The organism is Streptomyces caatingaensis, assembly GCF_001187435.1.
In the GTDB taxonomy this organism is placed as follows: Bacteria; Actinomycetota; Actinomycetes; order Streptomycetales; family Streptomycetaceae; genus Streptomyces; species Streptomyces caatingaensis.
The window spans coordinates 329,912-340,777 of the sequence record NZ_LFXA01000007.1 but is presented as its reverse complement, the minus strand read 5'-3'; the positions used below and the strand labels follow the sequence as shown (position 1 = coordinate 340,777).

Below are 10,866 nucleotides of genomic sequence, written 5' to 3'. Positions count from 1 at the left end.
TCTGGCTTGGAACGGGTCGGTGAGATCCTCGAGCCCGCCCGGGTCAGGGTCACGGCCATCCTGGAGCGGGGGCAGCGGGACGGCGTCTTCCACTCCCACCTGCCGCCCGCGGCCATGGGTGCCGGCCTGGAGGCGATGACGGTCGCCCTGCTGGAAGAGGTCAACACCGGCGCGCTGGAGGACGACGGGACGCGTACGGCCGTCGCCATGCTCATCGCGGCCGGCGTACCGGAGAAGCAGGCGCGCGTCGTGGTCGACGACGTGGCCGCCGCGGTCGCGGCGGCGGAGGCTGTCGCCGACGGCTGAGTGCGGCACGGCTGTTGACACGGGATGGAACAGACCCCGGTGCGAAGGCACCGGGGTCTTGCCAGGTGTCCCCCGGCTCTGACGCCGCGGTGACGTCGAGCACCCCTGCGGTGGGAAGCGACGTGCGCCCTCCCGGCACCGTCCGGGGCCGTGCGCCGCTCAGGCACAGCCCGTTCCGGGGTGGAGGAGGCCGGGTCGGTGTCCGGCCTCCGGTCGGCGGTCACAGGGCACGCCGGTCTGTGGGGCTCAGGCGGCGCCCACGGTTTCGGTTTCCGCCGCTGCTTCCGCCGCCACGGGATCCTCCTGGCGGCGCTTTCCGTCGGCCTTGCGGCCGGGCAGCACGGCGATGACGATCAGGGTTCCGGCGCCCATGATGATCGCGCCGATGAGGCTGGTGTGGGCGATGGCGTGGGCGAAGGACTCGTGCACCGCTTCGATCAGGGTCTGGGCCCGCTGGGGACCGCCGCCCGGGGTCTTGGCGACGTGCTCGGCGACCGCGAGGCCGCCGCCCACCGAGTCCGTGGCCGTGTCCATCGCCTCGGCCGGGAGGCGGCCGCCGATCATGTCGGTCAGCTTGTCCTTGTAGGACGTGGCGAGGAGCGAGCCGAGCACGGCGATCCCCAGCGCGCAGCCGAGTTCGAGCGCGGTGTCGTTGGCGCCGCCGCCGACGCCCAGTTCGGACTCGGGGAAGGAGCCCATGATGGTGTCGGTGGCCGGGGACAGGCTCAGGCCGATCGCGAAGCCGAGCATCATCAGGGGGGTCACGAAGTCCGTGTACGTCGAGCCCGACTCGATCTGCGTGAGCAGGAAGACGCCCGCCGTGCCGATCACCATGCCGGCGCCCACGACCGGCTTCACGCCCAGCTTCGGGGCCAGCTTGCCGGTGACCGCGGCGCCGATGAAGACGGCTCCGGCCAGCGGCAGCAGGCGTATGCCGGTCTCCAGGGCGTTGTAGTCGAGGACGAACTGCAGGAACTGGGTGGAGTAGTAGATCGAACCGAAGGTGCCGAAGAAGAAGAACAGCACCGCGAGCATCGAGCCGCTGAAGGGCCGCTCCTTGAACCTGCGCACGTCCAGCATCGGGTTCGGCTGCTTCAACTCCCAGGCCACGAAGGCCGGCAGGCCGACGGCGGCGACGACGGCCGCGGTGACCGGGCCGGCACCCCAGCCGAAGTGCGGGCCCTCGATGGTCGCGTAGACCAGGCTGCCGATGAAGACGATCGAGAGCAGACCGCCGACGTAGTCGATCCGGCCCATGCCCCCGGCCCTGGACGGCGGCACCAGGAGCAGCGCGCCGATGACGCCGAGGAGCGCGAGGGGGACGTTCATGAGGAAGGTGGAGCCCCAGGCGTGGTCCTCCAGCAGCCAGCCGGCGGCCACCGGCCCGGCGGCGATGGCGAGACCGGAGGTGGCGCTCCAGGCCGTGACGGCCTTGGCGCGCTCCGCCCTGGGGAAGACCGCGACCAGCAGCGACAGGGTGGCCGGCATGACGACGGCCGCACCGACGCCCATGATCGCCCGGGAGATGATCACCAGATTGGTCCCGTCGGCCAGGCCGCCCGTCACCGAACCGCCCGCGAAGATCAGCAGGCCCAGGACGAGTGCGCCGCGGCGGCTGTATTTGTCGCCGATCGCGCCCAGGACGAGCATCAGCGCGGCGTACGGGACGGTGTAGCCGTCGATGACCCACTGCAGGTCACTGCTGGACAGCCCCAGGTCCTTCGTGAGGTCCGGAGCGGCCACGACGAGCGACGTGTTCGCCATGACCACGATCAGCAGGCTCAGGCAGAGCACCAGCAGGGCCCACCAGCGTCGTGGATAGGGCCCGGTCATCTTCTCGGCAGGCGTGTTCACAAAGAGCGGCATCGAAAGCTCCTCGACGGGAGGCGAAGCGGGGGGGCGGATCGGTGTGAGCGGGGCGGCCGTGGACCGGCGAGGCACCGCGAGCAGTTAATTGCCCATTGGCGTGCAGGTTAGTTCATTGCACACCGACGTGCAAGTATCGAGTCCTCGCCCCACCGAGTCGCCCCGTCGACCGACGCGCGCGCCCAGCCACCCTCGAACGCCGCGTGTCACGATGGCCGGGCGATGCCCGGCTGCCCCCGGAAGGTCTCCGGACCCCGTGGTGTTGACGTTCGCACCAGCCTTCGACGCACAGGACAGGAGTGGACCACCGCCATGCCCAGCACACCCGCCACCCAGCCCACCGCCCAGATCGGCGTCACCGGCCTCGCCGTCATGGGCAGCAACCTCGCCCGCAACTTCGCCCGCCACGGCCACACCGTCGCCGTCCACAACCGCACAACCGCCAGGACCACAGCCCTCATCGACGAGCACGGGCACGAAGGAAACTTCGTCCCCGCCGAGATCGCCGAGGAGTTCGTCGCCGCCCTCCAGAAGCCCCGGCGCATCGTCATCATGGTCAAGGCCGGCGACCCGACCGACGCCGTCATCGACGAGTTCGCACCCCTCCTCGACGAAGGGGACATGATCATCGACGGCGGCAACGCCCACTTCCTCGACACCCGCCGCCGCGAGAAGAAGCTCCGCGAGCGCGGCATCCACTTCGTCGGCACCGGCATCAGCGGCGGCGAGGAGGGCGCGCTCCACGGCCCGTCCATCATGCCCGGCGGATCCGCCGAGTCCTACGAAGCCCTCGGCCCCCTCCTCGAATCGATCGCGGCCAAGGCCCCCGACGGGACGCCCTGTTGCACGCACATCGGCCCCGACGCCGCCGGGCACTTCGTCAAGATGGTCCACAACGGCATCGAATACGCCGACATGCAGCTCATCGCCGAGGCGTACGACCTGCTGCGCACCGTCGCGGGGTACGAACCGGCGCGGATCGCCGAGGTCTTCCGCGGCTGGAACACCGGGCGGCTCGACTCCTACCTCATCGAGATCACCGCCGAGGTGCTGGCGCACACCGACGCCGCGACCGGGCGGCCCTTCGTGGACGTCGTCGCGGACGCCGCCGAGCAGAAGGGGACGGGGCGGTGGACCGTGCAGACGGCGCTGGACCTGGGGGTTCCGGTATCGGGGATCGGGGAGGCGGTGTTCGCGCGGTCGTTGTCGGGGAGCACGGGGCTGCGGGCGGCGGCGCGGGGGCTGCCGGGACCGGAGGGGGCGGCGCTGTCGGGCGAGGAGGCCGAGGCGTTCGCGGCGCGGGTGGAGGAGGCGCTGTACGCGTCGAAGGTCGTCTCGTACGCGCAGGGCTGGAACATGATCAGCGCGGCGGGCGCGGAGTACGGCTGGGACATCGACCTGGGTGGGGTGGCGGCGATCTGGCGCGGCGGGTGCATCATCCGGGCCGCGTTCCTGGACCGCATCCGGGCCGCGTTCGCCGCCGATCCGGCGCTGCCGACGCTGCTGGCGGACAAGGGGTTCGCGGAGGAGGTGGGCCGGGCCCAGGACGCCTGGCGCGAGGTGGTGGCGACGGCCGTGCGGCACGGGGTGCCGACGCCGGGGTTCTCGGCGGCGCTCGCCTACTACGACGCGCTGCGCGCCGAGCGGCTGCCGGCCGCGCTGACGCAGGGGCAGCGGGACTTCTTCGGGGCGCACACCTACCGGCGCACCGACCGTGAGGGGTCGTTCCACACGCTGTGGGGCGGTGACCGTTCCGAGGAGCGCACGGCCTGACCTCTCCAACTCCGGTCCGCGCGGCGCACAATGGCCCGTATGCCGTACGAGCAGAACGCGCGGACCGACCCGTTGTGCCGGCTGTCGCTCGCCGAGCTGCGGCTCCGTACGAGCGCGAAGTGGCGCGTCCACCCGCCGGACGTCCTGCCGTTGTGGGTGGCGGAGATGGACGTGCCGCTCGCGGAACCGGTCGTGCGGGCGCTGACGGAGGCGGTGGCGCTCGGGGACGCGGGGTACGCGACGGGCGCCGGGTACGCCGAGGCCATGGCGGACTTCGCGCGGCGGCGCTGGAGTTGGGACGGCGTCGCCGTGGAGCGCACGGCGGTGGTGGCGGACGTGATGACGGGCGCGGCCGAGCTGCTGCGGCTGGTGACGGGGGACGGGGACGCGGTGGTCGTCAACTCGCCCGTGTACCCGCCGTTCTACGCCTTCGTGCGGAACAACCGCCGCCGCGTCGTGGAGGCTCCGCTCGGCGCGGACGGGCGGCTGGACCTCGGTGTGCTGGAGGCGGCGTACGGCCGGGCCGCGGGCGGCGGGCGGCGGGCGGCGCATCTGCTGTGCAGCCCGCAGAATCCGACGGGGGCGGTGCACACGTACGCGGAGCTGACGGCGGTGGCGGCGCTGGCCCGGCGGTACGGGGTGCGGGTGGTGGCGGACGAGGTGCATGCGCCGCTGGTGCTGCCGGGGGCCGCGTTCGTGCCGTATCTGTCGGTGCCGGGCGCGGAGGACGCCTTCGCGCTGCTGTCCGCGTCCAAGGGCTGGAACCTGGCGGGGGTCAAGGCGGCCCTGGCCGTCGCCGGCCCCGCGGCGGCCGGCGACCTGGCCCGGCTGCCGGCGGAGGTGAGCCACGGCCCGAGCCACTTCGGGGTGATCGCGCACACGGCCGCCCTGCGGGAGGGCGGGGGCTGGCTCGACGAGGTGCTCACCGGCCTCGACGCGAACCGGCGGCTGCTCGCGGACCTGCTGGCCCGCCACCTCCCGCGGGTCCGTCACCGGCCGCCGGAGGGGACGTACCTGGCGTGGCTGGACTGCCGGGAGGCCGGGCCGGGCGACGATCCGGCCGCGGTGTTCCTGGAGCGCGGGCGGGTGGCCCTGGCTCCCGGGGCGGCGTTCGGGACGGGCGGGGCCGGACACGTCCGGCTGACGCTGGCGACCTCGCCGGAGGTGCTCGCGGAGGCGGTGCGGCGGATGGCGGGGGCGGCCGGGGACGCCGGGCGGCCCGGCGGGGCCGTTGCTCCACCCGGAGCAGGGCGCTGATCGGCCGCCTCCCCGAGTGGATACCTGTGGCCTGACGACCACAGGACATTCGAGGAGAGCAGTCATGGCCGAGGTCAAGCTGACCGCCGAGTCGCGCACCGAGTTCGGCAAGGGGGCCGCCCGCCGCATCCGCCGGGAGAACAAGGTGCCCGGGGTCATCTACGGCCATGGGGCCGAGCCCAAGCACATCGTCGTCGACGGCCACGCGCTGATGATGGCCCTCAAGACGCCCAACGTGCTGTTGCGGATGGACATCGACGGCAAGGGCGAGCTGGCCATTCCCAAGGAGGTGCAGCGCGATCCGCTCAAGGGCTTCCTCGTGCACGCGGACTTCCTGGCGGTGAAGCGGGGCGAGAAGGTCACCGTCGAGGTGCCGGTGCACACGGAGGGCACGCTCGCCCCGGGCGGGAACCTGCTGGAGTACATCCTCAACGCGCTGCCCGTCGAGGCGGAGGCCACGCACATCCCGGAGGGCTTCACCGTGTCGATCGAGGGCCTGGAGGCCGGGCACACCGTACGGGCGGGGGACATCGAGCTGCCGCGCGGGGTGTCCCTGGCCGTCGAGGACGACGCGGCCGTCCTCCAGGTCGTCACCGCCCAGGCGGAGGCGCTGCCGGAGGAGGAGGAAGCGGAGGAGGCCGCGGAGGCGCCCGCCGCCGAGGGCGGGGCGCCGGCGGGCGAGGGCTGACGGCTCGCGGGGCCGAGGCCGAGCGCCGGCCCCGGGCCGGCGTCCGCTCCAGGCCGCCGCCCGGCCCCCGTACGCCCCGGCCACCGGGCCGGCGTCCGGCGCTCGCGGGCCACTCCCCCGTCACCGCACCCGCCCCAGGGGCGCCAACTCGCCGAGGACAGCGGCGGGTTGACCGCCGGACCGGTCACGGCGAGCCGCCGCCCGAGGCCACGCGCGGCTCAGGCCGTCAGCGGCTCCTGCCAGGAGTCCGCCTCCGAGGCGCAGGTCGCGGCCAGCTCGTCCAGGGAGAGGCCCAGCGCGGCGGCGAGGGCCGCCACGGTGAAGAAGGCCGGGGTCGGGGCCCGGCCGGTTTCGATCTTGCGGAGGGTCTCGGCGGAGACGCCGGCCGCGGCGGCGACCTCCACCATGCTGCGGTCTCCGCGGGCCCGGCGGATCAGGGCGCCGAAGAGCTCGCCGCGCTGCCGCTCCCAGGGGGTCAGAGGGGTCCTCACCATGCCCGCCATCCTAGCCCGCCGGACCGTGATACTAATACCGGTATAAGAATTGGCCCCGCGGAGGGCCCGGCGAGGGGAGCGTCAGCACATGGTGGAGATCAAGACGGACGGGGAGCTGGACGCGATGCGCGAGGCGGGCCGTGTCGTGGCCCGCGCGCTCGCGGCGACACGGAAGGCGGCCGAAGTCGGCGTGCGCCTGCGGGAGTTGGACGAGGTGGCGCGCGGGGTGCTGGACGAGGCGGGGGCCACCTCACCGTTCCTCGGCTACCGCCCGTCCTTCGCCCCCTCCCCGTTCCCCGGCGTCATCTGCGCCTCGGTCAACGACGCGGTCGTGCACGGCATACCCGGCGATTACCGGCTGCGCGACGGCGACCTCGTCAGCGTCGACTGCGGCGCGCGGCTGGACGGCTGGACGGGCGACGCGGCGATCAGCTTCATCGTCGGCACCCCGCGCCCGGCCGACGTCGCCCTGGTGGACGCCACGCGGCGGGCGCTGGACGCCGGCATCGCCGCCGCCCGCGCCGGCCACCGCATGGGGGACGTCTCGCACGCCATCGGCTCGGTCGCGGCGGCGGCGCGCTGCGGCATGCCGGCCGACTTCGGCGGCCACGGCATCGGCCGCACCATGCACGAGGACCCGCACGTCCCCAACCGCGGCCGCCCGGGCCGCGGTTTCCCGCTGCGCCACGGGCTGGTGCTCGCCATCGAGCCGATGCTGATGGCCGGCGGCAGCGACGACTACCGCACCGACGCCGACGGCTGGACGCTGCGCACCGCCGACGGCAGCCGGGCCGCGCACATCGAGCACACCGTGGCGGTCACGGAGGACGGGCCCAGGATCCTCACCCTGCCGTGACGCCGCCGAACTCCCGCAGGGCGTCCTGGACGATGGCCTCCAGGCGGGCGTGGTGGGCGCCGCGCCAGTAGACGCGGTCGCAGGACGCGCACTGGGCGAAGACGTCGTACGTGCTGCGGGTGCCGTGCTCCAGCAGGTCGCCCACCGTGTCCTTGTCGGCGTCGCGGAGCTCCCCGTTGCAGGCGGTGCAGCGCGTCCACGGGGCGAGGACGGGTGCGAACCGGCCCAGGACGTCGCGCAGTTGCTCGTCGGGCTTGTCGCTGTAGACGAAGGCGCCGGCCCACAGCTCGCGGCGGCGCAGCAGGCCGCGGTCGCGGGAGAGCATCACGCGGCGTTCAGCTGCGGAGCGGGCGGCGAGGGCCGGATCCCCGATGTCCTCGCTCTCGTACGCGGCGTCGACGCCGAGCAGGCGCAGCCGGCGCGCCAGCGTCCCGAGGTGGACGTCGAGCAGGAACCGCAGGGGCGCCCCGGGCACGGTCTGCGGCCGCTCGACGGCGCACACCTCGACGGCCTCGCCCTCGGCCGGGACGTGGGCCGCCGGCACCTCACGGCCGTCGACCAGCAGCCGGCCGGCCTCGGTGAGCGGGATGCCGAGCGACTCCACCACGTGTCCGAGGGATGACGATCCGTCGGTCCGGACGGCCAGCCGCCCGGCCCGCCGTTCGGAGGGCAGGAAGATCTGCAGCTCGGGGGCGAAAGTCACGTCGATCACGGGTCCGTTCACCCGTTCAGCATGCCATGGGCCGCCGGGACGCCGTCCGTCGGCCGTGCGTCGGAGCCGCACGGCTTTTCAAAGTTGCGCAATCGTGCAACCAAAAGGGCGTCCGGGCCGTCAAACGGACCAGAGGACCGTACGACGACCGAAGGCACGCAGTCATGGCTGAACACCGGGCAACCGCTCCCGCGGCGTCCCGCATCCCCGCGTCCCGCGCCCGCCTCGCCGGGGGTGGTTCCACCGCCGCGGCGCTCCTGCTCCCGGCCGCGCTCGGCGCGGGCGCGGACGCCGCGCGGGGTGCCGGTCCCGGCTGGGGCATCGCGGTGGGCGCGGTGGCCGGGGCGGTGTGGGCGACCGCCCTCGCGGCGGCGCGCGGCGGGCTCGGCTGGGTGGTCCCGGCGCCGCCCCTGGTGGTGGCCGCGGCGACGGTGGCCGTCTCACCTCCGCCGGGCGACGGCCCGCCGGCGGCGGAGGCGGTGCGCTGGGCGCTGGACGGCTTCCCCGCGATGGCGGCGGCGGAGGGTGCGGTGCTGGCCGTGCTCGCCGCCCGTGCCGTCGCCCGCGCCCTGGCGGGGCGGCGGGCGGGCGCCCGGTCGATGCGCGGGGCGGGCGCCTCGGGCACGTACGAGGCCGGCGCCTCGGGCGAAGTCTGCCCACCCGGCGTCCGCGGGGCACGGCGCACCGGCGGGAAGGACCTCCGTGACTGAGTCCCGCGAGTCCCCCGAGTCCCTTGAGCCCCTTGAGCCCCCGGGGTCCGCCGGTGAGCCCGTTGGATCCGCTGCATCCCCTGAGCCCCGTCGCGCCGGGCGCCCCGGTCGCGCGCGTCACCGCCGGCACCGCCGACGGCGGCAGCGCGCGCCCCTGCCGGTCCGGGCGCTGCGCTCGGCCGTGTGGGCCGCGTCGGCCGTCGTGCTGATCGCCTCGGGCGCCACGTGGGCGGCCTACCGCACCGTCACCGACGGCCTCACCACCTCCGACGCGCTCGACGCGGCGCGCCGGCACGCGCCCCGGCATCTGGACAGCTCGGTCAACCTGCTGCTGATCGGCCTGGATTCGCGCAAGGACATGGACGGGAACGACCTGCCGAAGGAGTTCGTCCAGGACCAACTGCACGCCGGTTCCAGCGAGATCGGCTACTACAACACCAACACGCTGATCCTCATGCACATCCCGGCCGGCGGCGGCAAGGTCACCGCCTTCTCCGTGCCCCGGGACGACTACGTCGAGACCCTCTACGGCGACGGCACCTCGCAGGGCCATCACAAGATCAAGGAGGCGTACTCCTTCGGCTACACCAAGGCCCACGACGCCCTCTCGGCCGAGGGCGTGAAGGGCCCGGAGCTGGAGCACCGCAGCCGGGAGGCGGGACGGGAGGCGACGCTGACGACCGTGCAGCGCTTCCTGGGCGTGCCGGTCGACCACTTCGCCGAGGTCAACCTGCTCGGCTTCTACGACATCGCCAAGGTGCTCCAGCCGGTCGAGGTCTGCCTCAGGCACCCGGTGCGCGACCGGTACTCGGGGGCGGACTTCCCGGCCGGCCCGCAGAAGCTGGACCCGAAGCAGGCGCTCGCGTTCGTACGGCAGCGGCACGGCCTGGACGGCGGCGACCTGGACCGGACCCGCCGTCAGCAGGCGTTCCTCGCGTCGGTGACGCACCGGCTGAAGTCGCGGGGCGTCTTCGACGACCTGGGCAAGCTGCGGGAGCTGTTCGACGTCGTGAAGAAGGACCTCGTCCTGGACAGTTCCTGGGACGTCCTCGACTTCGCCCGGCGGGCGCCCGATCTCACCTCGGGCCACGTGGAGTTCCACACGCTGCCCGTCAGCGGGTTCGCGACGCGCGGCGGCGAGTCGGTGAACCTCGTCGATCCGGAGCGGATCCGGCGCACGGTGGCGGAACTGACCGGTGGCGCCTCCCCGTCCCCGGAGCCCTCGACGTCCGCCGGCGCGAAGCCGCCGGCGACGAGGAAGAAGGACGCTCAGCCCTCCCCCGGCGCACCGGCCGCATCCGGCACGGGCGGCACGTCCGACGCGTCCGACACCCCGGTGACGGCGGGCGGCGTGCCCTGCGTCGACTGACGCGGGGACGGCCGCGTACGGCACGCTGTGTACCGTCGGTCGAGCGCGTCAGGCGCGTCGGTGTCAGGAGGAAGAACGTGAGGAACCAGCGCAGGGCCGCCCCGCGGCTCGCCGCGGCGGTCGCCCTGGCGGCCGTCGCGCTCACCGCGTGCGGAGGCGGCGGCGCGGGCGGCACGGGCGGCGCGGCGGACAAGCCGGCGGCCTCCGGCACCGCGACGCCGCACGCGCCGGGCAGGACCGGTAAGCCGGCCGACGGCTCGTCCGGCAACGACCCGGCCCGCTTCGCCCCGCAGGTGAAGCGGTACGCCCGCGAGGCCGGTGTGGATCCGGTCCTGGTGATGGCGATCCTCTACAACGAGGCGTACAAGCCGCACGACCCGGGGTTCGAGCGCTCCTGGCAGAAGATCAAGCCGGACTCCGCGTTCGGCATCGCCAACATGCACCGGGCCGCCTTCGACGAGACCAAGTCCGGCCGCCCGTTCGCCGACAGGAGCTGGTTCGACCTCCCCGACGATCCGGCGCTGGCCGTCCGGGCGGCGGCCTGGTACCTGCACGACCTCTCCCGGCAGCTCCCGCGGCGGGTGCCCGACGGCTACACCCGCGACGAGCTGCTCGCCCTCGGCTACAACGCCGGCGCGGGCAACATGGCGGCCTTCGCCCGCGGCGTGCGCCCGGGCCCGCAGGCCTCGGCGTACCTGGAGAAACTGCGCGGGAACCGGGACAAGGCCGCGGAGGCGCTCAAAGGCTGAGCCGCGCCCATGACCCCCGGCCGCCCTCCGCCGTTGAGCGGGGTGGGCCCGTCCGTCGGCCCGCCCCGCCGCCGAGAGGGAGTACG

At 74.2% G+C, this 10,866-nt stretch carries 10 protein-coding genes and 1 pseudogene; 8 read left to right on the top strand and 3 right to left on the bottom strand.

Features of this window, described 5'->3' with window-relative positions; all coding sequences use genetic code 11:
- Nucleotides 1-306 (top strand): annotated as a pseudogene (locus tag AC230_RS12675) (TetR/AcrR family transcriptional regulator); the annotation flags it as partial.
- A gap of 246 nt (nucleotides 307-552) precedes the next feature.
- Here AC230_RS12675 and AC230_RS12670 read toward each other — a convergent pair.
- Nucleotides 553-2,172: an MFS transporter gene (locus AC230_RS12670; protein WP_049716242.1), complete on the bottom strand. Its 1,620-nt coding sequence runs from the start codon at nucleotides 2,170-2,172 to the stop codon at nucleotides 553-555.
- Between the two features lie 312 nt (nucleotides 2,173-2,484).
- Here AC230_RS12670 and gndA point away from each other — a divergent pair, with 312 nt between their 5' ends.
- From gndA to AC230_RS12655, 3 genes are all read left to right on the top strand, one after another.
- On the top strand, nucleotides 2,485-3,945 hold the full coding sequence (gene gndA / locus AC230_RS12665; protein ID WP_049716241.1) for an NADP-dependent phosphogluconate dehydrogenase: 1,461 nt from the start codon (nucleotides 2,485-2,487) through the stop codon (nucleotides 3,943-3,945).
- 30 nt (nucleotides 3,946-3,975) lie between these two features.
- Nucleotides 3,976-5,202, top strand: coding sequence for a MalY/PatB family protein (locus AC230_RS12660; RefSeq protein WP_049716240.1), 1,227 nt, complete (start codon nucleotides 3,976-3,978; stop codon nucleotides 5,200-5,202).
- Nucleotides 5,203-5,266: 64 nt separating this feature from the next.
- Entirely contained in the window at nucleotides 5,267-5,890 is a 624-nt protein-coding gene (locus tag AC230_RS12655; protein WP_049716239.1) for a 50S ribosomal protein L25/general stress protein Ctc, read from the top strand.
- A gap of 218 nt (nucleotides 5,891-6,108) precedes the next feature.
- Here the strand turns inward: AC230_RS12655 and AC230_RS12650 are convergent, their stop codons facing one another.
- A complete protein-coding gene (locus AC230_RS12650) occupies nucleotides 6,109-6,384 on the bottom strand; it encodes a helix-turn-helix domain-containing protein (protein ID WP_049716238.1) in 276 nt (91 codons plus the stop codon).
- A gap of 88 nt (nucleotides 6,385-6,472) precedes the next feature.
- On the opposite strand from AC230_RS12650, the gene map reads away from it, so the two are divergent.
- Nucleotides 6,473-7,240: a type I methionyl aminopeptidase gene (gene map / locus AC230_RS12645; protein ID WP_049716237.1), complete on the top strand. Its 768-nt coding sequence runs from the start codon at nucleotides 6,473-6,475 to the stop codon at nucleotides 7,238-7,240.
- On the opposite strand, the gene AC230_RS12640 is transcribed toward map, so the two are convergent.
- Nucleotides 7,227-7,964 (bottom strand): Mut7-C RNAse domain-containing protein, encoded by a 738-nt coding sequence (locus tag AC230_RS12640; RefSeq protein WP_049716236.1) that lies wholly within the window; start codon nucleotides 7,962-7,964, stop codon nucleotides 7,227-7,229. The genes map and AC230_RS12640 overlap by 14 nt on opposite strands.
- Nucleotides 7,965-8,116: 152 nt before the next feature.
- Between AC230_RS12640 and AC230_RS33670 the strand changes: the two genes are divergently transcribed.
- The 3 genes from AC230_RS33670 (at nucleotide 8,117) to AC230_RS12625 (ending at nucleotide 10,780) form a co-directional block, all read left to right on the top strand.
- Nucleotides 8,117-8,662, top strand: a complete 546-nt coding sequence (locus AC230_RS33670) for a hypothetical protein (RefSeq protein WP_049716235.1) — start codon at nucleotides 8,117-8,119, stop codon at nucleotides 8,660-8,662.
- A gap of 181 nt (nucleotides 8,663-8,843) precedes the next feature.
- Nucleotides 8,844-10,031 carry an LCP family protein gene (locus AC230_RS33665; protein WP_241833202.1) on the top strand — a complete coding sequence of 396 codons (1,188 nt, stop codon included), beginning with the start codon at nucleotides 8,844-8,846 and terminating at the stop codon, nucleotides 10,029-10,031.
- A 77-nt stretch (nucleotides 10,032-10,108) separates the two neighbouring features.
- Nucleotides 10,109-10,780 (top strand): transglycosylase SLT domain-containing protein, encoded by a 672-nt coding sequence (locus AC230_RS12625; RefSeq protein ID WP_049716234.1) that lies wholly within the window; start codon nucleotides 10,109-10,111, stop codon nucleotides 10,778-10,780.
- Nucleotides 10,781-10,866 lie beyond the last annotated feature (86 nt).

Excerpts from the sequence above, each read along its gene's own strand:
- AC230_RS12670 (WP_049716242.1), bottom strand. The coding sequence starts at position 2,172 with ATGCCGCTCTTTGTGAACACGCCTGCCGAGAAGATGACCGGGCCCTAT.
- gndA (WP_049716241.1), top strand. The coding sequence starts at position 2,485 with ATGCCCAGCACACCCGCCACCCAGCCCACCGCCCAGATCGGCGTCACC.
- AC230_RS12660 (WP_049716240.1), top strand. The coding sequence starts at position 3,976 with ATGGCCCGTATGCCGTACGAGCAGAACGCGCGGACCGACCCGTTGTGC.
- AC230_RS12655 (WP_049716239.1), top strand. The coding sequence starts at position 5,267 with ATGGCCGAGGTCAAGCTGACCGCCGAGTCGCGCACCGAGTTCGGCAAG.
- AC230_RS12650 (WP_049716238.1), bottom strand. The coding sequence starts at position 6,384 with ATGGTGAGGACCCCTCTGACCCCCTGGGAGCGGCAGCGCGGCGAGCTC.
- map (WP_049716237.1), top strand. The coding sequence starts at position 6,473 with ATGGTGGAGATCAAGACGGACGGGGAGCTGGACGCGATGCGCGAGGCG.
- AC230_RS33670 (WP_049716235.1), top strand. The coding sequence starts at position 8,117 with ATGGCTGAACACCGGGCAACCGCTCCCGCGGCGTCCCGCATCCCCGCG.